This is a genomic window from Pseudonocardia terrae (assembly GCF_021343995.1).
Taxonomy (GTDB): domain Bacteria; phylum Actinomycetota; class Actinomycetes; order Mycobacteriales; family Pseudonocardiaceae; genus Pseudonocardia; species Pseudonocardia terrae.
This window is the reverse complement of sequence record NZ_JAJTTE010000024.1, coordinates 25465-41984: the sequence shown is the minus strand read 5'-3', so window position 1 is coordinate 41984 and position 16520 is coordinate 25465. Positions and strand designations below refer to the sequence as shown.

Below are 16520 nucleotides of genomic sequence, written 5' to 3'. Positions count from 1 at the left end.
CGACGGCGTCGGCAGGGGGCCGGGTGACGACCTGGTGTACGGGGGCGACGGACCGCTACGACATCATCCCGTGGCGCAGGGTGGCGAGCGCGCGGGCGAGCAGGCGGGAGACGTGCATCTGCGAGAGCCCGACCACCTCGCCGATCTCGGACTGGGTCTTGTTGCCGAAGAAGCGCAGCAACACGATCCGCCGCTCCCGCTCGGGGAGCGCGGCCAGCAGCGGCCACACGCTGCGCCGCAGCTCCACCCCGTCGAGCTCGGGGTCCGCGTCGCCGAGCCGCTCGGCGAGCGGGGGCTCCCCGGGCTCGACCGACACGTCGAGGCTGGCGCTGCGCCGCTCGGCCCGGACGGCCAGCGCGTCGATCACCTCGTCGACGTCGATCCCGAGGTGCTCGGCCAGTTCGCTCGGTCGCGGCGCCCGCCCCAGCCGCTGGGTGAGCGGCCCGACGGCCTTGTCGAGCGACACCACCAGCTCCTTGACCGGCCGCGACACCCGCACCGACCAGGTGCGGTCCCGCAGGTGCCGCAGGATCTCCCCGCGCACACAGGGGACGACGTACCCGAGCGCGTCGCCGCGGGCCGCGCCGGGATCCCAGTGGTCGATCGCGTGGATCAGCCCGATCACCCCCGCCTGGGTCAGGTCCTCCCGCACGGCGTCGTCGCCGTAGCGCCGGGCGATGTGCTGCACGACCGGCAGGAACGCGAGGATCAGCGTGGACCGCAGGCCCTCCCGGCGCGGGTCGTCGCCGGGCAGCCCGGCGTACTCGGTGAGCGTCGGCAGGTATCGGGCGTAGTCGCTGGGGGCGTCCACCGTGCACGCAGCCTCCTCCACGGAAAGGGGTGGATCCGGCGTGGCCGGAGGGAAGGGCGGGAGGCGCCGCCCGGACACCGCCGCCGCCTGCCGGGCGGCGGGCCCGCCGCGCGGGAGCGCCGGGAGTGCGGGGCGGATGCCCGGGCGGGGGCGGGCCAAACCGGCCACGCGCAGGATTCCGCGCGGCCCCTCCCGGTCGCGGGTTTGGCCGGTCCGGCCGGGGGCATGTGGGGCGGCGACCGGACGGTGGGAAGGACTGGTGCGGGATGCAGGGGTTGCGGCAGAAGCTGGGCGTTCGCGTGCCGCCCGCACTGGACACCGAGGTCTCGGGGGTGCTCGAGCTCGCCGACCTGCGGCACGACCTGGGACGGCTGGCCCGGGACCGCGGCTGGCCCGTCGACCGACAGGCGCGGCTGACGATCGCGGTGGACGAGGTCGTCGCTCACGCCCTGGACCTGGGCGCGGGATCCGTGCGGGTCCGGTGGTGCTCCCGCGCGGACGGCGTCCGGATCCGGGTCGACGTCGACGACGAGCTGTGCACCGAGCCGCCGGGGGACGGCCTGCGGGTGGCCACGCAGCTCGCGGAGGTCACCGTCCTGCAGTCGGCGCGGGGCACGACGGTCCGGCTGGCCTTCCCACTCGACATCCAGGGTGGCGGCGCGGCGTGAGTGCCGGCCGGCGTCGGCCGCTTGCGTTCAGGCAGGACCCGGGCACGCCGGCCGACACGGTACCGGTGATCAGCCGAGGGCGCCGTGCCGCGCGAGCCTCCCGATCACCAGCGCGCTGAGCAGGGGCACCGCGGCCAGCGCCACCCAGGCGACGGCGGGCGGGGCGACCGCCGGGTCGAGCAGGACGCCGGTCGCGGTGCTGCCCACCAGCACCGCGAGTCCACCCGCCGAGGACAGCACGCCGAAGTAGGCGCCGAGCCGGCGCTCGCCGGCCAGCCGGGGCACGAGGTCCTTCCGGGTCCGGCGGGCCGTCACCGCGTTCTCCCGGCCAGGACGGGGAGCAGCAGGTCGCCCGCGTCGAGCGCTCGGCGCCCAGCCGGCGGCCGGCGCGGGTGTACTCGACCAGCCCGGCTCGAGGGGTGCCGGGGACCCCGCTGGTCTCGACACCGCTCGGCGCGGATCCCGGCGACGTGCCCGTGGCGGCGCGGCGACGCGGCCGCGACCGCGCTCGGACACGCCGAGCGCCGCGGCCAGCTGCGGGCCTGGTGCTGCTGGCCCAGGGCCGACCCGGAGGCGCGGGCCGGGTTCCTCGAGGGCCTCGACCCCGCCACCGCGACGCGGCTGCGCCGTCGGCTCGCCGACGTCCGGCGGCGGGGCGTCGCGATCTTCGACCGGCCCCGCCCCGCCCCCGTCTCCTCGGTCGCGGCGCCCGTGTGGGACCGGACCGGCCGGACGATCGCGGCGGTGTCGGTCGTCGTGCCGGCGGGTGACGCGCGGCCGCAGGCCTACGAGCAGGTCGTCCGGGCGACGGGCCTGGCCATCTCCCGGGAGATGGGGCAGCGCCGGAGCCGGTGAGCCGTGGTCAGCCCGCGCTGCGCACCGTCAGGTCGCCCAGCAGCGACCACACCCGCAGCCGGACGACGGGGGCGCCGGGCACCCGGGGCACGGGCGCGAGGTCGACCTTCTGGTCGCCGAGCAGCGAGAACCCGCCGACCTCCACCTCGACGCCCTCCGGCACGGTGAGCTGCACGTCGCCGATCAGCGACCAGGTGTCGACGACGATCGGCTCCTCGGCGGCACCCTGCTCGACCACCGCGCCGCGCAGGTCCAGGTCGACGTCGCCGAGCAGCAGCAGCACCGTCGTGCGCCGGCGCAGTGACCACCGGCCCTTGCGCGTGAGGTCGCCGAGCACGCTCACCAGCACGCGCCCGGGCCTGGTCGCCCCGACCACCGGCGTGGGGAGGTCGGTGAGCACGCGCTCGATCGCCACGCCGTCGTCGGCCGCCCAGACCTTCCCCACCCGGTCGGTGAACTCGTCGAGGGTCAGCCGGCCCTCGCCGACCGCGCGTTCCAGCCGCTGCTGCGCGTCGCGGCGCCGGGGTTCGAGATCGTCGGGCGCGGCGGCGGTCACGGCCCGGACGTACCGATGATCGCGACGTCGTCCAGCGGATTTCGGGCGGAACATGATCCACGGCCCGGCAGGGGAACGTCCGGAGATCGAGCGTTCCCCTGCCCGGGCGGGGATCATGTCCCGGCCCGCACCCCTCGCCGCGTACCCACGAGCAACAGCAGCACGAGGACCGGGGCGGCGACGGTCGCGGCGAAGCCGAGCGCGCCGTAGCCGGCGTGCAGCGGTACCCACACCACGGCCCGACGCCCGTCGAGGAACCGGTGCTCGCGGCCCTTGCGGCCGGGTGAGGGCCGACCCTGCCGGTGGCCTGCCCCGAGGCGGGTCAGCCGGCGAGGCGCACCGCGGCGGTCGCGGTGCGCCACCGCTCGTCGAGCCGGGTGGAGCCGGCCGTGCCCGCGCGGTGGCAGTCCTCGATCGTGCCGATGAGCCGGTAGAGCGCCTCGGCGACGAAGCCGCCGGGCAGGGTCCCGACGGCGGTGCTCGCCTCGGAGATCGCCCGGGTGACCTGCGGCGACCGCGGCGCGTGCCGCAGCGCGGCGACCGCGAAGTACACCGCCCGGAGTGCGCGCTTCACCTCCCGGTCCGACGCCCCGCGTCGGTCGCGCTCCGCCCGGCCCTGCTGGTGGATCCGCCCGTCCATCTGCCCACACCTCCTGGGTCGCCTTCGCTCGTCAATGTCGAGTTGACGTTCGTCAACCTATCATTGACGACCGAGGCGTCAAGCTACCATTGACCTGTGTCGGCTGACAGTGGCCTCAAGCACGTGCAGAAGGCCCTTGACGCGCTCGGCGCGGCCGGGAGCCCGCTGGAGGCCCTCGCCGCGGCGAGGGACCTGCGGTGTGCCGCGGAGGAGGTCGAACGCCGCCGCGCCGCCGAGGCTCGCGAGGCCGGCGCGAGCTGGTCGAAGATCGGCGCGCTCTACGGCACCACGAAGCAGAACGTCCAGCAGCGCTTCGGCGCCGCGCGAAAGCAGGCGGCGGAGGAGCCGGCCTGACGTCTCACACCGCCGCGGCGAGGGCCTTGGCGAGGAGGTCGGGGTCGGGCTGGGCGGGGGCGGGGACCCCGGCGGGGTGTGCGGCCTGCACCTCCCGCACCCGGGCGACCACGGCGGGGTCGGTGTAGACCGCCTCGGGGCGCACGAGCATGCCCCGTACCGAGGCGGCGGTGCGGAAGAGGGCCGCGTCGAAGAAGGCCGCGGCGGAGAGCTCGTCGAACCCCACCCGGGCCGCCGACGGGGCCGGTCCCGCCGGGGCGGCCGGGGTCGCGGGGCGCCCGTCGAGCACACCCCGCGCGTGCAGCACCCCGCGGACCCGGGCGAGCCGCGCGGCGTCGGTGCGGGCCTGGTCGACGTAGTACGGCTCGACCCCCTCGGTGATCGCCGCGTCGTGTGCCAGGGCGCGCGCGAGCGGGTCGCGCGGATGCTCCGCGAGGACGTCGACGAGGTCGAGCACGGTCCGCAGCGCCACGCCCAGCCCGCGGGCCAGCGTCGGGTTGGTGGTGCAGACCCCGTCGCCGACGGCGTGCAGCCCGAGGACGAGCGGCCCGGCCGCGTCGACCAGGCGGTGCAGGGTGTTGTGCAGCCCACCCATCGGGAACATGTCGCCGACCGGATCCAGCACGTCGAGCCAACCCCGCAGACCGGGCACCGTGTCGAAGACCGCGGTGAACACCTCCGGGTCCCGCAGGACGCGGAACCGGTGGTCCTCGGCCAGCGGGCACAACCCCAGCAGGACCGTCCCGTTGTCGGCGCCCCACATCCCGGCGACGAACTCGTCGAGCGGGAGGATCGTGCGGTTGTCCGCCCGCCCGGGCAGTCCGTCCGTGGTCCGCAGCCGGTAGTGCCGGCTGTAGTAGGCGAGGCCGCAGTCCGCCGTGACGACGGGCCGCGGCCGCGCCCCGGCGTCGGCCAGCCAGTCGTCGACCCGGGACCGCCGCCCCGAGGCGTCGACGACGACGTCGGCGGCCAGCGCGCCGTCGTCGAGCCGGACGCCGGTGACCCGCGGGGGCGTTCCGCCCTCGGTGAGCAGGCCGCGGACGGTGGCGCCGCCGCGCAGCGTGACCCCGGGCTCGGTCCGCACCCGCGCGTCGAGCACGCGGTCCAGCGTGGACCGGCGGGTGAGCAGCATGGTGTACCGGTCGTCGCCGGGCTCGGGGTCATCGATCCCGCCGCACCCGCGCCGACGATCACGACCTCCATGCCGCCCCCTGCGTCGTCCTCCTCAGTGGAGCAGCATCTTCAGCCCGATGACCAGACCGCCGAGCGCCGCGCTGCACAGGCCCCAGCCGAACGCCGCGAACCGGGTGGCGCCGGCCCGCCGGGCGGCGGCGTGCCCGAAGCCGCCGAGCATGAGCGTGGCCAGGCCGAGCGCGACGAAGACCGCGAGGGCGAGACGGCCGGTGAGCAGCGCGAGGACGACCAGGACCACCAGCGGGCTCAGCCCCGCCTCGACGACCGGGAGCCCGCGGCGCAGCGCGCCCCGCACCCGTTCCCATCGGCCCTCGGCGTGTACCGCGGCGGCGAGCACGTCCGCGTAGCGCTCTGCGGCCCAGTAGACCGCGACGGTCACCACCACGGTGAGGACGATCTCGCGGAGGTCCCCATGCGCGCTGCCGACCGCGATCCCGGCGGCGCCGATCACGGTGCCGTAGATCGCCTGCGCGAGGTGCTCCTCGCTGCCCCAGTGGTGTCTGCTCAGGACCGTGCGGCGCACGAGTGCGCGGGCCCGGCCCGGGGGAGCGGCCGCCGCGCGGGCGCGCTCTGCCGTCGCGCCCGGTCCCGTGGCGTCCTGGTCGGCGGTGGGAGCCATCCGCCGACCCTGGACCCGGGGCCCGGCGGCGCCGTCACCCCGCGGGGGTGAAGGTCGGGCCACACCCCGGGGGTGAGGCCCGGTCGTTCCCGGCGCGCCATCCTGCGCGCGTGAGCGGAAACGGAACCGAGGGCACGTCCTCGCCGGTGCCGGGGCTGGCCCTGTTGCGGACCTACCGGCCGGCGTGGCTGCCCCGGGACGTGGTCGCCGGCCTGGTGCTGACCGCCCTGCTGGTGCCGCAGGGCATGGCCTACGCGGAACTGGCCGGGCTGCCCGCGATCACCGGCCTGTACACGTCGATCCTCTGCCTGCTCGCGTACGCGGTCTTCGGCCCGTCGCGGGTCCTCGTGCTCGGCCCGGACTCCTCGCTCGGCCCGATGATCGCGGCGACGGTCCTCCCGCTCGTCGCGGCCGGCGGCGACCCGCAGCGCGCGGTCGCGCTCGCCTCGGCCCTCGCGCTCATGACCGGCGCGATCATGGCGGTCGCCGGGCTCGGCCGCCTCGGGTTCGTCGCGGACCTCATCTCGAAGCCGACCATGATCGGCTACATGAACGGGCTGGCCGTGACGATCCTCGTCGGGCAGCTGCCGAAGCTCTGCGGGTTCTCGGTCGACGCCGAGGGCTTCGGCGGTGAGGTCGTCGGGTTCGTCCGGGGGGTGGTCGGCGGCGAGGTCGTGCCGGCCGCGCTGGCGGTCGGGCTCGGGGGTCTGGTCCTCATCGGGGTGCTGCAGCGGGTGTTCCCACGGGTCCCGGCGGTGCTGATCGTGGTGGTGCTGTCGATGGCCGCGGCGGCGCTGTTCGCGCTGGACCAGCGGGGCGTCGCGCTGGTCGGCGTCCTGCCGCAGGGCTTCCCGCCACCGACCCTGCCGAGGATCGCCGCCTCGGACGTCCTCCCGCTCCTGGCCGGCGCCGCCGGCATCGCGCTCGTCTCGCTGACCGACACGATCTCCACGGCCTCGTCCTTCGCGGCGCGCGAGGGCCGGACGATCGACGGCGACCGGGAGATGGTCGGGATCGGCGCGGCCAACCTCGCCGCCGGGTTCTTCCAGGGGTTCCCGGTCAGCACCAGCGGGTCGCGGACGGCCGTGGCCACACAGGTCGGGGCCCGCACCCAGGTCACCGGCGTGGTGGGGGCCGTCGCGATCACGCTGATCCTGCTCCTGGCCCCGGGCCTGCTGCGCACCCTGCCGCAGCCGACGCTCGCCGCGGTCGTGATCGCGGCGTCGGTGTCCCTCGCCGACATCGGCGGGACCGTGCGGCTCTTCCGCGTGCGCCGGACCGAGTTCGCGCTGTCGATCGCGGCGTTCGCCGGCGTCGTGCTGCTCGGCGTGCTGCCCGGGATCGCGGTGGCCGTCGCGCTGTCGGTCGGCAACGTGTTCCGCCGCGCGTGGTGGCCGTACCAGACCGTGCTCGGCCGCGTCCCCGGCGTGCCCGGCTTCCACGACGTCCGCAGCTACCCGGCGGCCGAGGTGCTGCCGGGCTGCGTCCTGCTCCGGTTCGACGCGCCGCTGTTCTTCGCCAACGCCCGGACCTTCCGCGAGCAGCTGGAGCGGCGGAGCCGGAGCGATCCGGCGCCCCGGTGGGTGGTCGTGGCCGCCGAGCCGATCACGGACGTCGACACGACGGCGGCGGACATGCTCCACGACCTGGACGTCGCGCTCAACGCGCGCGGCGTGCACCTCGTGTTCGCGGAGATGAAGGACCCGGTGCGGCACAAGATCGACCGCTACGAGCTGACCCGGACCCTCGATCCCGCGCACTTCTTCCCGACCGTCGACGCCGCCGTCGACGCGTTCCGGCGGGAGACCGGCGCGCAGTGGGTCGCTCCGCCGGCCGGATGACGATCAGGTCTTCGGCCCCCGGCGGCGACGGTGGACGACCACCCAGGCCACCCCGGCCAGCGCCAGGCCGCCGAGGAACACCCCCGCCTCCGCGGCCAGCAGCCCGACGAGGATGCAGAGCACGGCGAGGACGATCAGCACCGGGAGGACCCAGCGCCACCGTCGCCCGGCGGGCGGCCCGAGGCCGTGGCCGAGCCGTTTGTCCAGCTCCGGGTCCTCCGCGCGGAGCTGGCGCTCGATCGCCGTGAGCAGTCGCTCCTCGTCGCCGCTCAGCACGGCGCACGTCCCGTCCCGGGCCTCGTCCGTTCGTCCCCCGCAGGCACCGCGCCACCTCCCCCGCTCGCCGTGCGTCGGACGATGGGTCGCCCGCCGCGTCCGCGCCTCGCCCCGGCGGGGTGAAGGTCGGTCGGGAGTGGAGCGATCGGAGTAGCCGAGCGGCACCGGCTGTCAGGGCTTTCGGCCGTTTCCGCCGGTGGGCGGTCCTGGGACCGTGATCCAACGGTCCGGCGAGTGGAGAAGGGGTGGTCGGCGATGGCGAACGAGACCCGACCGGCGGCGCCCGGTGCGACCCTCCCGGCCCGGCGCTGACCGTGGCCCGCACCGAGTACTACCACCATCCCGACCCGCCGCGACCCACCCTGGTCGCGCCCAGCGTCTTCGCCGTGGTGCGCGACGACGCCGACCGCGTCCTGCTCGTCCGCCGCACGGACGACGGCTTCTGGGAGCTCCCCGGCGGCCGCGTCGAGATCGGCGAGTCCGCGGTGGACGCGGCCGAGCGGGAGGTGGCCGAGGAGAGCGGCGTCGCGATCAAGGTGCTGCGGGTGGCCGGGGTCTACAGCGACCCCGGGCACGTGATCGTCGACGTCACCGGCGAGGTCCGCCAGCAGTTCGCCGTCTGCGTGCACGCCCGGCCGGAGTCCGGCGACCCGCGGCCCGACGGCGACGAGACGAGCGAGGCGGACTGGGTGACCGTCGACCGGCTCGACGACCTGGCGATGCACCCGGCGATGCGCCACCGGCTGCGCAACGCCCTCGCCGAGCCCGACCACGCGCACGTGGGCTGAGGTGGGCCACGACCTGCGCCTCCGGGACGCGTCACAGGGGTTGCGGGGGGCCTGTCGGACGTGCCGTGCCGCGGGGAAGACTGGACGTCGTGACCGGTGACCAGGCCCCCGCGGCCGAGCAGCTGCTGCGCGTCGAGTTGCGTCGCATGGGGGTGGCGATGGTGCTGACGGTCGCCGGCGAGGTCGACATGTTCACCGCCCCGCGGCTGGAGGCGGCGGTGGGCAGGTCGCTGGCCGATGCCGCGGTCGACGTGACCGTGGTCGACCTCACCCGCGTCGACTTCCTCGACGACGCCGGGCTGAGCGCGCTCGTGACCGCGCACCGCGCGGCCGAGCGGCAGGACGAGCCGTTGCGGATCGTCGTCGACCACAACCGCCCGGTGGTCCGTCCGATCCAGATCACCGGGCTCGAGCGGGTGCTGGCCCTGTACTACGACGTCGCCGAGGCGCTCGGCGAGCCGCATGGCAGCGGCGGCTGACCGCGGCGGCACGCCGAGCGTGGCCCGGCTGGTCCTCCGGGGGCGAGGCGCGTCACACTCTCGGGTAGTGCCAGCGCATCGGGACCAGTCGGAGGACCGTGCGGGCCCGCCCTCGGGAGCGGGTCCGGCCGGTGCCGCGCCCGCGGCCTCCGCCGTCGCGCACACCTGGGAGATCCGCCTGCCGGCCGTCCTCGAGACGTTGGGCCTGGTCCGGACGGGGCTGCGTCGACGGCTCGGGCAGCTCGCGTGGCCCGACGACGCCGCCCTCGACGTCCTGCTCGCGGTCAACGAGGCGGTGAGCAATGCCGTCGAGCACGCCTTCCCGCCCGGGGCACCGGACGGGACGGTGGAGATCGCCGCCGAGGTCGAGCCGGTCGGCGGGCGGCGCCGCCTCCGGGTCCGGATCCGCGACACCGGCCGGTGGCTCCCGCGACCCGTCCCCGAGCCGGACGTCAACCGCCGCCGCGGGCTGCCGATGATGACCGCGCTGATGGCCGAGGTCCTGATCCACCGGGGCGGGCAGGCGCCGGACGACGGCACCACGGTGACCCTGCTGAGCCCGTCCGTCCCCACCCTGTGAGCGGTCGGTGGTGGAACCCGGCGCTCCCGAGAAGATCGCGCCACTCGGGCTCGGTGCGCTCCCGGCCGCCCGCGGACACGAGCATCATCAGGTCGAGGAACGCCGTCTGGGGGTCCTCGTTCGGCGGCCCGACGACCGCGTCGACCACGAGAAGACCCGTCGCTGCACGGACGCGCCGCAGGATCCGCACTGCCGGTTCGTCGTCCCAGTCGTGCAGGATCCGCAGCATCACATAGGCGTCGGCGCCCGCGGGCACCTCGTCGAAGAAGCGCACTCGACCAGGCGGACCCGGTCGGCCACGCCGGCGGCGTCGAGGTGCGCCGGGGCGCGGGACAGGATGTCGGGCTGCTCGGCGAGGATTCCGTGCAGGCCCGGGTGGGCGACGAGGATCGCCGCCAGCATGGCGCCCGTCCCGCCGCCGACGTCGGCCACCACGGAGTAGACCCCGAAGTCGTGGGCCGCGAGGACGCCGGGCGCGTAGGACGTGGCCATGGTGCGCATCGCCGCGTCGAACAGCTCGCCCTGCGCCGGATCGCGCCGCCGGTGTTCCCACACGTCCGTCCCCAGGGTGTGGACGAGGGCGTTGCCGCCGGTCCGGACGCTGTACCCCAGCTCGCCGGCCGCCACCGCCAGGGCCTGCGAGCGCTGATAGCCCCGCGCCACTGCCATCAACGTGGCGTGATGCCGGGCCGATGTGCCGTCCATGGCCACCTCGGGGTCGGGAGGAAGAGCTCCCGTCCAAGCTCGCGGGAGGGGCCCCCGGCGTGTCGGCGGCCGTAGGCGCCGGTCGTGTCCACGGGCCCTACCGCCGCGGCGGCTCCCGGCCCACACTGCGAGATGGGGCAGAGGTGGGGCAGCGAGCGGGAGGAGCAGCGGAGATGGCCGTGTGTCTGGCGGAGCCCGGGGTCCGGCCCCTGGTCCGGCCCCAGCGGAGCGTGCTCGCGGTGGCGCGCGGGATCGTGCAGCACGGATGGTTGCAGCACGGCTGGTGCACCGACAACCGCCCCTCGAGGCTGGCGCGGCTCCTCTCCGGGCCGCCGCGGCCCGACGAGGTGGAGCAGGCCTGCCTGGTGGCGGCGCTGACCGTCGCCGCGCACCGCGGCGGGCGGCTGGTGAACGTCGAGCGGGACGCGATGCCGTGGATCGCGCACGTCTGGCGCTGCCTGCCGGGCACGGGTGAACGGTCCGCGCCGGCACTGCGCGGACCGGGCGGCGCGACACTGATCCGCGAGCTCACGTCGTGGAACGACGCGCCGCACCGCACCCGGGACGAGGTCGTCGCCCTGCTGGAGCGCGCGGAGCGCCGCGTCCCCGTTGGCTGACGGGCGGCGGCCGCGCCGCCGGATTCACCCCGTGAGTACCCGGCCGAAGGACCCGAGGGCCCGGACGGTCGTGGCGTCGGCGCCGTCGACCACCCCGAGGAAGGCCGCGTAACCGTGGATGAGCCCCGGCCCGGGCACGTGCTCGACGGGCACGCCCGCTGCCGCGAGGTGTTCGGCGTAGGCGGCGCCCTCGTCGCGGAGCGGGTCGAACTCCGCCGTCGCGACGACGGCGGGCGCGACCCCGGCCACGTCGGCCGCGAGCAGGTCCACCTCGGGGACGCCGGTGCCGCCACCGGGCAGGTACTGCGCGAGGAACCAGGCCATGTCGGCGTGGGTGAGGAAGTAGCCCTCGCCGTTGTCGCGCACCGACTGCGAGGTCATCGCGGGGTCGGTGGCCGGGTAGAACAGCAGCTGCCCGGCCAGCGGGAGCCCGGCGTCGCGGGCCCGCAGCGCGAGGCCGGCGGCGAGCGAGGCACCCGCGCTGTCCCCGGCGGCGCCGACGGGCCGGTCCGGGTGGCGGGCGAGCGTCCAGCGGAGCACGGTGCCGGCGTCGTCGAGCCCGGCGGGGAAGGGGTGCTCGGGCGCGAGCCGGTAGTCCACGGACACCACGACCGCGCCGAGCGCGTTGGCGACCCGGCGGCACAGCGGGTCGTGCGTGTCCAGGTCGCCGACCACCCAGCCGCCGCCGTGCAGGTAGACCACCGCGATGCCGCGGTCCTCCGCCGGCGTGTAGACCCGCACCGGGACGTCGTCGGCCGTCGTGTCCTCCACACCGGCGACCGGCTCGGGCACGAACCCCGGCCCGCGCCGGGACAGCGCGAGGGTCCGGTACCGCTCCCGCACGGTGGGGGCGTCGCCGCCGGTGAGGCCGGCGAACCCGGCGGTGGCGAGGGTGTCGAGGACGGTGCGGAACTGCGGATCGAGCGGCACGGGCGGGCTCCGGGGGTGATCGCGGTCGCGGGGACTCCCGTCAGTGGATCACGCCGGAGCGGGACGCGTCACGCGGCCGCTAACGCCGTCCGCCTCCGCAGCGAACCGGCCGTCAGCCACCGACGACCGGGAGGACCACGTGCCGGGACCCGACACCGAGCGCACCACCGACCCGCCGCCCACCGCCGAGCTGCCGGTCGTGCCCGTCGAGGACCCGGGGCCGCCGCCGGTCGTCCTGCGGCTGCTCGGCATGACGACCTACCTCGGTATCGCCGGGTTCGTCGTGGCCGAGATCGTGCAGGTCGCGACGTCGGGCTGGGCCGGGTTCACCGCCGCGAGCCTGCTCAACGCCCTGGTCTGGCTCGCCGGCGTCAACTCGCTGGTCGTCGGGTGCGGGCACCTGATGCTCCCCGACCCCATCGCGCGGTCGATCGGCTGGCCGACGGGCAACCCGTTCCAGGGGGAGGTCGGGCTGGCCGGCGTGCTGATCGGCGTGCTGGGGATCCTCGCGGGCAGTGGCTTCGACCGGCAGTTCCAGCTGGCCGCCCTGCTCGCCTTCGCGATCTTCTACCTCGGCGCGGCGGTCGGGCACGTCGTCCAGATCGTGCGGCGGGGCAACCGCGCGGCGGGCAACGCCGGGTTCATCCTCTGGTACGACGTCCTCGCCCCGCTGCTCGTGATCGCCCTGTACGCGGCCTCCTGACGCGTCAGGGGCCCTCCGGCTCTATCCGCGGCCGGCGCCCCCCGGGAGCGTCGCCCGGTCCGATCGAGGCACCGGGAGGGGTCATGGGCCAGATCTACCTGCAGAAGTTCGTCTACCGGGACGGCGCGGCCAAGGCCGACATCGACGCCGCCTGGGCCGAAGCTTTCCGGGCGATGGCCAGGACCGGCAACTACGGCAACGCGGACAAGGGTGTCGCGCACCAGAGGAGCCTCGGCTCGGCGTGGGGCGGCTACGTCCTCATCGAGGTCGACGACCCGGACTCCTTCGCCGCCTACCAGGTCTTCCATATGCAGAACTACGGCCACATCGCCCACATCACCTGGGAGCCGGTCTACGACACGGACCGTGTGTTCGCCGAGGCCGTTGCGGCCGCGCTCTGAGTGGGCGGCCTCGGGGAACCAGACAAACCCGGCGCTAGGATCTCGGCTGTGCGCGCACTCCCGAGGCCCCGCCGGCTCCTGACCGGCCTCGCCGCGGCCGTCCTCATGCTCGGCCTGGCCGGGTGCGGGGGCGGGTCGTCGAGCACCCGTTGCGGGCTCGACGGCTGCACCGTCACGTTCCCGCGCAGCGGGAACGCGTCCGTCTCCGTCCTCGGGGTCGAGGCGCGGCTGGTCGGCGTGGCGGACGACGTCGCCGAGATCCAGGTCGCGGGCCAGCAGGTCCGAGTGCCGGTCGGCGGGCAGACCGAGGCGGGCGGGTTCACCGTCGGGGTCGATCGGGTGACCGACTCCGAAGTCGTCGTCCGCGTGCGTCCCTAGGCTGCTGCACCACTGGCGTGCCCGAGCTCCGGGCGCGACCGGCTCAGGGCAGTGCACCCGCCTCGCGGGCCCGCGCGACCGCCTCGTGCCGGGAGTGGGCGTCGAGCTTCGTCATGGCGCTGCGCAGGTAGCTCTTGACGGTCTCCGGTGACACCCCGAGAAGCGCGGCCGTCTCGCCGTTGCGCAGCCCGAGCGCGGTGTGGGCGAGGACGTCGATCTCGCGGCCGGACAAGGTCGCCGCGGCGGCCGTCGGCGGGCCGGGAGCGACGATCTCGAGGAGCCGGGCCTGCAGCCGGACCAGCCGCGCGCGCAGCTCGGGTTCCCCTCCGGCGGCCCGCCGCAGCCGTCCGAACATCCGGCGGACCTCCTCGCGGTCGGCCGGCGAGAGCGCCGCGGCCGGGCTCACCGCAGGTGGCCGCGGGCCCGCGCGGCGCTGACGGCCGCGTGCCGGGTGCGGACCCCGAACCGCCGCATCGCCTTCCGCAGGTGCGACTTCACGGCATCGGTGGAGATGCCGAGCAGTCCCGCGATGTCGCGGTTGCGGCACCCGGCGGCCGCCAGGGCGAGGACGTCGAGCTCGCGCGGGGTGGGCCGGGCGGCGTGGACGTCCACCGGGTCGGCGCCGAACCGGTCGCACCCCTCGAGGATCTCGGCGCGGAGACACTCGTCGCCGATCCGGCCGGCGACCGCGCGCAGCTCGGCGACGAGCGCCGCGAGCGCCGGCGGCCCCGGTTCGCGGACCTGCAGGAACGTGTGCCGCGGCGGCACCGGTGCCGGAGAGCTCATGCCCCACCTCGTCGTGGTCCTGATCACGGTAGGTCGATCGCTGACGGAGTGTCAATCGACGGGACGGGCCGCTGTCGACGTGTCACTTTCGGGGGTGCCGCAGCGGAACCGATCGTTCGTACAGTGCGCGTCGGGGCGGCTCGGGCGGCAACCGGAAGAGGGCGCGATGACCACTGCGGTGCAGGTCCCGCACCGCGGCGCTGACCGCGGCGCTGCGCCGCGCCCTCGGCCGAGCCCGACCAGCACCGGATCGTCCACCAGCACCGATCAGGAGGCACAGCTGTGCGTCTCGGCATGACGATGTTCTTCCAGAACTATGCGGACTGGGACCGCTACGAGGCGAAGGAGCGCGGCGAGGACGTCCCCGCCCTCGACCCCGCCACCGACAGCCGCCGCTACCAGGAGGAGCTGGACGCGGCGCTCGCGGCCGAGGACCAGGGCTGGGACTCGCTGTGGACGGTCGAGCACCACATCAGCCCCTACACGATGATCCCCAACCCGGTGCAGCTGCTGTCCTACATCGCGGGCGCGACCTCGCGGATCGACGTGGGGACGATGGTCGTCGTCCTGCCGTGGCACCACCCGCTGCGGGTCGCCGAGGACCTCACGGTCCTGCAGTACCTGCTGGGTGCGCACCGCACGCCGTACATCGGGTTCGGGCGCGGCGCGGCCCGGCGCGAGTTCGCCCAGCTGGGGCTGCAGATGGGGGAGTCGCGCGGGCGCTTCGACGAGGCGATCCAGGTCGTCAAGCTGGCGCTGACCGAGGAGACCTTCAGCTTCCACGGCGAGCACTACTCGTTCGACGACGTCACCATGCGGCCCCGTCCGCGCGACCCGCAGCAGCTGATCGACAACTTCCACTTCTCGTGGGGGAGTCCCTCGTCGGCCCCGATCGGCGCGCGGTTCGGGCTCAAGCCGTTGATCATCCCGCAGCGCCCGTGGGACGACTACCACGCCGAGCTGGCCGAGTTCGGGCGTGCCCGCGCCGCGGCCGGCTATGCACCCGCCCGCCCGCGCATCCACATGAACGTCTTCTGCGGGGAGACCGAGCAGGAGGCCGAGGAGCACGCCCGCCGCTTCATCCCGGAGTACGCCGACAGCGCCCGGCGCAACTACGAGCTCGACAGCAACCACTTCGCCACGACCAAGGGCTACGAGCACTACGCCGCCCAGTCCGCCGCGCTCGAGCAGGTCGGCGACGCCGCCAAGGCCATGGGCGACGCCTACCTCGCCAACCACGTCTGGGGCACCCCGGACCAGTGCGTCGAGAAGATGCGCAGGATCGCGGCGGCGTTCCGGCCCGAGGAGTTCATGCTGGTCATGCGCTACGGCGACATGCCCCGCGAGGTGGGGGAGAAGAACGTCGCCCTGTTCTCCCGCGAGGTGTTGCCGGCGGTACAGGCCATCCCGCTCGAGGAGCCGATCGCCTACGACGACGCCATGACCGCCTGACGACGCGGGTCGGCGGGTGGTGACCGGCCGCGCCGGGCAGCACGACGCGACGTGAACCCCGTGGCCCGCAGGGCCTTCGTCTGGGACCGTACGAGGGGGCGGTCTGGCGAACGGACGGTGGACCATGGGGCACCACACCTCGGGGAAGAGCCGTGCGCGGCTGCTCGTCGCGATCGCCGTGACGGGCGTGCTCGCCGTCGTCGCGGCCTGCGGCACGTCGACCACCGTCGTGACCGGGTCCGGGAACGTGCGGACCGAGAACCGGCCGGTGTCGGGCTTCGACTCCGTCGAGTTCGCCTCCGCCGGGACGGTCACGATCGAGCAGACCGGCACCGACTCGCTCGAGATCCGGGCGGACGACGGCATCCTCCCGTCGCTCACCAGCGAGGTGCAGGGCACCACCCTCAAGCTCGGCGTCAAGAACGGCACGATCCCCCTCGACGCGAAGGAGATCAGCTACCGGGTCACCGTCGGCCGGCTCACCGGACTGACGGTGTCGGGAGCCGGTCAGGTCACCGTGAACAAGCTCGACGGCTCCGACCTCACCGTCACGCACGGCGGTGCGGCACGCGTCGTCCTGTCCGGGCGGGTGAGCCGCCAGGTGGTTGACCTGACCGGCATCGGCGAGTACGACGCCGCGAACCTGTCCTCCGAGGAGGCCGACGTGACGGTCGGCGGGGCCGGCTCGGCCGTGGTCGACGTGAGCCGGACCCTGCAGGCCCGGGTCACGGGTGTCGGCAGCATCCGGTACGAGGGCTCGCCGCAGGTCACGAAGGAGATCTCGGGGGTCGGACAGGTGAGTCCCCGGTAGCGACCGCTCACGGAACGACCCCTGGCCCTTCGCTGTGGTCTCCGTCACACTCGCCGCCTGGCGGTGGAGAGGAGGC

Annotated in this window: 25 protein-coding genes and 1 pseudogene; 13 read left to right on the top strand and 13 right to left on the bottom strand. The window is 75.2% G+C overall.

The window, feature by feature from the left end:
* Positions 1 to 55: 55 nt before the first annotated feature.
* The gene (locus LWC33_RS17580) at positions 56 to 811 is read right to left on the bottom strand and encodes a sigma-70 family RNA polymerase sigma factor (RefSeq protein ID WP_233305481.1); all 756 of its coding nucleotides are present in this window, start codon (positions 809 to 811) and stop codon (positions 56 to 58) included.
* 266 nt (positions 812 to 1077) lie between these two features.
* Here LWC33_RS17580 and LWC33_RS17575 point away from each other — a divergent pair, with 266 nt between their 5' ends.
* On the top strand, positions 1078 to 1479 hold the full coding sequence (locus LWC33_RS17575) for an ATP-binding protein (protein ID WP_233305480.1): 402 nt from the start codon (positions 1078 to 1080) through the stop codon (positions 1477 to 1479).
* A gap of 69 nt (positions 1480 to 1548) precedes the next feature.
* Here LWC33_RS17575 and LWC33_RS17570 read toward each other — a convergent pair whose 3' ends face one another.
* Complete coding sequence (locus LWC33_RS17570) at positions 1549 to 1794, bottom strand: hypothetical protein (protein ID WP_233305545.1); 246 nt, start codon at positions 1792 to 1794, stop codon at positions 1549 to 1551.
* Between the two features lie 144 nt (positions 1795 to 1938).
* Between LWC33_RS17570 and LWC33_RS36090 the strand changes: the two genes are divergently transcribed.
* On the top strand, positions 1939 to 2334 hold the full coding sequence (locus LWC33_RS36090) for an IclR family transcriptional regulator domain-containing protein (protein WP_233305540.1): 396 nt from the start codon (positions 1939 to 1941) through the stop codon (positions 2332 to 2334).
* A 7-nt stretch (positions 2335 to 2341) separates the two neighbouring features.
* On the opposite strand, the gene LWC33_RS17560 is transcribed toward LWC33_RS36090, so the two are convergent.
* The 3 genes from LWC33_RS17560 to LWC33_RS17555 all read right to left on the bottom strand — a co-directional run bounded on the left by LWC33_RS17560 (position 2342) and on the right by LWC33_RS17555 (position 3530).
* A complete protein-coding gene (locus LWC33_RS17560) occupies positions 2342 to 2890 on the bottom strand; it encodes a DUF1707 SHOCT-like domain-containing protein (RefSeq protein ID WP_233305479.1) in 549 nt (182 codons plus the stop codon).
* Between the two features lie 113 nt (positions 2891 to 3003).
* Positions 3004 to 3126: a hypothetical protein gene (locus tag LWC33_RS35210; protein ID WP_255692125.1), complete on the bottom strand. Its 123-nt coding sequence runs from the start codon at positions 3124 to 3126 to the stop codon at positions 3004 to 3006.
* An 86-nt stretch (positions 3127 to 3212) separates the two neighbouring features.
* On the bottom strand, positions 3213 to 3530 hold the full coding sequence (locus LWC33_RS17555; RefSeq protein WP_233305478.1) for a hypothetical protein: 318 nt from the start codon (positions 3528 to 3530) through the stop codon (positions 3213 to 3215).
* A 96-nt stretch (positions 3531 to 3626) separates the two neighbouring features.
* On the opposite strand from LWC33_RS17555, the gene LWC33_RS17550 reads away from it, so the two are divergent.
* Complete coding sequence (locus LWC33_RS17550) at positions 3627 to 3884, top strand: hypothetical protein (RefSeq protein ID WP_233305477.1); 258 nt, start codon at positions 3627 to 3629, stop codon at positions 3882 to 3884.
* A 4-nt stretch (positions 3885 to 3888) separates the two neighbouring features.
* Here LWC33_RS17550 and LWC33_RS17545 read toward each other — a convergent pair whose 3' ends face one another.
* The gene (locus LWC33_RS17545; RefSeq protein WP_233305476.1) at positions 3889 to 5016 is read right to left on the bottom strand and encodes an NAD(P)/FAD-dependent oxidoreductase; all 1128 of its coding nucleotides are present in this window, start codon (positions 5014 to 5016) and stop codon (positions 3889 to 3891) included.
* 93 nt (positions 5017 to 5109) lie between these two features.
* Complete coding sequence (locus tag LWC33_RS17540) at positions 5110 to 5697, bottom strand: hypothetical protein (RefSeq protein WP_233305475.1); 588 nt, start codon at positions 5695 to 5697, stop codon at positions 5110 to 5112.
* A 110-nt stretch (positions 5698 to 5807) separates the two neighbouring features.
* Between LWC33_RS17540 and LWC33_RS17535 the strand changes: the two genes are divergently transcribed.
* Positions 5808 to 7538: a SulP family inorganic anion transporter gene (locus LWC33_RS17535; RefSeq protein ID WP_233305474.1), complete on the top strand. Its 1731-nt coding sequence runs from the start codon at positions 5808 to 5810 to the stop codon at positions 7536 to 7538.
* Positions 7539 to 7541: 3 nt separating this feature from the next.
* On the opposite strand, the gene LWC33_RS17530 is transcribed toward LWC33_RS17535, so the two are convergent.
* Complete coding sequence (locus LWC33_RS17530) at positions 7542 to 7814, bottom strand: DUF3040 domain-containing protein (RefSeq protein ID WP_233305473.1); 273 nt, start codon at positions 7812 to 7814, stop codon at positions 7542 to 7544.
* Positions 7815 to 8059: 245 nt separating this feature from the next.
* Here LWC33_RS17530 and LWC33_RS17525 point away from each other — a divergent pair, with 245 nt between their 5' ends.
* From LWC33_RS17525 to LWC33_RS17515, 3 genes are all read left to right on the top strand, one after another.
* On the top strand, positions 8060 to 8602 hold the full coding sequence (locus LWC33_RS17525) for an NUDIX hydrolase (protein WP_233305472.1): 543 nt from the start codon (positions 8060 to 8062) through the stop codon (positions 8600 to 8602).
* An 89-nt stretch (positions 8603 to 8691) separates the two neighbouring features.
* On the top strand, positions 8692 to 9081 hold the full coding sequence (locus LWC33_RS17520; protein ID WP_233305471.1) for an STAS domain-containing protein: 390 nt from the start codon (positions 8692 to 8694) through the stop codon (positions 9079 to 9081).
* Positions 9082 to 9148: 67 nt separating this feature from the next.
* Positions 9149 to 9661, top strand: coding sequence for an ATP-binding protein (locus tag LWC33_RS17515; protein ID WP_233305470.1), 513 nt, complete (start codon positions 9149 to 9151; stop codon positions 9659 to 9661).
* Positions 9662 to 9734: 73 nt separating this feature from the next.
* Here the strand turns inward: LWC33_RS17515 and LWC33_RS36570 are convergent.
* Positions 9735 to 9890 (bottom strand): annotated as a pseudogene (locus LWC33_RS36570) (methyltransferase); the annotation flags it as partial.
* A complete protein-coding gene (locus LWC33_RS17510) occupies positions 9890 to 10330 on the bottom strand; it encodes a methyltransferase (protein ID WP_233305469.1) in 441 nt (146 codons plus the stop codon). The pseudogene LWC33_RS36570 and the gene LWC33_RS17510, both read right to left, overlap by 1 nt.
* A gap of 209 nt (positions 10331 to 10539) precedes the next feature.
* Between LWC33_RS17510 and LWC33_RS17505 the strand changes: the two genes are divergently transcribed.
* Entirely contained in the window at positions 10540 to 10983 is a 444-nt protein-coding gene (locus LWC33_RS17505; protein ID WP_233305468.1) for a DUF6197 family protein, read from the top strand.
* Positions 10984 to 11007: 24 nt separating this feature from the next.
* Here the strand turns inward: LWC33_RS17505 and LWC33_RS17500 are convergent, their stop codons facing one another.
* Positions 11008 to 11913 carry an alpha/beta hydrolase gene (locus LWC33_RS17500; protein WP_233305467.1) on the bottom strand — a complete coding sequence of 302 codons (906 nt, stop codon included), beginning with the start codon at positions 11911 to 11913 and terminating at the stop codon, positions 11008 to 11010.
* A gap of 139 nt (positions 11914 to 12052) precedes the next feature.
* Here LWC33_RS17500 and LWC33_RS17495 point away from each other — a divergent pair, with 139 nt between their 5' ends.
* From LWC33_RS17495 to LWC33_RS17485, 3 genes are all read left to right on the top strand, one after another.
* Positions 12053 to 12616 (top strand): DUF6790 family protein, encoded by a 564-nt coding sequence (locus LWC33_RS17495; RefSeq protein WP_233305466.1) that lies wholly within the window; start codon positions 12053 to 12055, stop codon positions 12614 to 12616.
* Between the two features lie 83 nt (positions 12617 to 12699).
* Positions 12700 to 13017 (top strand): hypothetical protein, encoded by a 318-nt coding sequence (locus LWC33_RS17490; RefSeq protein ID WP_233305465.1) that lies wholly within the window; start codon positions 12700 to 12702, stop codon positions 13015 to 13017.
* Between the two features lie 48 nt (positions 13018 to 13065).
* Positions 13066 to 13395: a hypothetical protein gene (locus LWC33_RS17485; protein ID WP_233305464.1), complete on the top strand. Its 330-nt coding sequence runs from the start codon at positions 13066 to 13068 to the stop codon at positions 13393 to 13395.
* 43 nt (positions 13396 to 13438) lie between these two features.
* Here LWC33_RS17485 and LWC33_RS17480 read toward each other — a convergent pair whose 3' ends face one another.
* Together LWC33_RS17480 and LWC33_RS17475 are read right to left on the bottom strand one after the other, a co-directional pair.
* Positions 13439 to 13801: a response regulator transcription factor gene (locus LWC33_RS17480; RefSeq protein ID WP_233305463.1), complete on the bottom strand. Its 363-nt coding sequence runs from the start codon at positions 13799 to 13801 to the stop codon at positions 13439 to 13441.
* The gene (locus tag LWC33_RS17475; RefSeq protein ID WP_233305462.1) at positions 13798 to 14181 is read right to left on the bottom strand and encodes a response regulator transcription factor; all 384 of its coding nucleotides are present in this window, start codon (positions 14179 to 14181) and stop codon (positions 13798 to 13800) included. Before LWC33_RS17475 ends, LWC33_RS17480 begins: the two co-directional genes overlap by 4 nt.
* Positions 14182 to 14463: 282 nt before the next feature.
* Between LWC33_RS17475 and LWC33_RS17470 the strand changes: the two genes are divergently transcribed.
* The gene (locus tag LWC33_RS17470) at positions 14464 to 15633 is read left to right on the top strand and encodes an LLM class flavin-dependent oxidoreductase (RefSeq protein WP_233305461.1); all 1170 of its coding nucleotides are present in this window, start codon (positions 14464 to 14466) and stop codon (positions 15631 to 15633) included.
* 124 nt (positions 15634 to 15757) lie between these two features.
* The gene (locus LWC33_RS17465; protein WP_233305460.1) at positions 15758 to 16444 is read left to right on the top strand and encodes a GIN domain-containing protein; all 687 of its coding nucleotides are present in this window, start codon (positions 15758 to 15760) and stop codon (positions 16442 to 16444) included.
* Positions 16445 to 16520: the final 76 nt, after the last annotated feature.

Bases quoted from the DNA above. Each gene is read 5' to 3' on its own strand.
- LWC33_RS17575 (WP_233305480.1), top strand. From the start codon at position 1,078: ATGCAGGGGTTGCGGCAGAAGCTGGGCGTTCGCGTGCCGCCCGCACTG.
- LWC33_RS17555 (WP_233305478.1), bottom strand. From the start codon at position 3,530: ATGGACGGGCGGATCCACCAGCAGGGCCGGGCGGAGCGCGACCGACGC.
- LWC33_RS17545 (WP_233305476.1), bottom strand. From the start codon at position 5,016: ATGCTGCTCACCCGCCGGTCCACGCTGGACCGCGTGCTCGACGCGCGG.
- LWC33_RS17540 (WP_233305475.1), bottom strand. From the start codon at position 5,697: ATGGCTCCCACCGCCGACCAGGACGCCACGGGACCGGGCGCGACGGCA.
- LWC33_RS17510 (WP_233305469.1), bottom strand. From the start codon at position 10,330: ATGGCAGTGGCGCGGGGCTATCAGCGCTCGCAGGCCCTGGCGGTGGCG.
- LWC33_RS17505 (WP_233305468.1), top strand. From the start codon at position 10,540: ATGGCCGTGTGTCTGGCGGAGCCCGGGGTCCGGCCCCTGGTCCGGCCC.
- LWC33_RS17490 (WP_233305465.1), top strand. From the start codon at position 12,700: ATGGGCCAGATCTACCTGCAGAAGTTCGTCTACCGGGACGGCGCGGCC.
- LWC33_RS17475 (WP_233305462.1), bottom strand. From the start codon at position 14,181: ATGAGCTCTCCGGCACCGGTGCCGCCGCGGCACACGTTCCTGCAGGTC.
- LWC33_RS17465 (WP_233305460.1), top strand. From the start codon at position 15,758: ATGGGGCACCACACCTCGGGGAAGAGCCGTGCGCGGCTGCTCGTCGCG.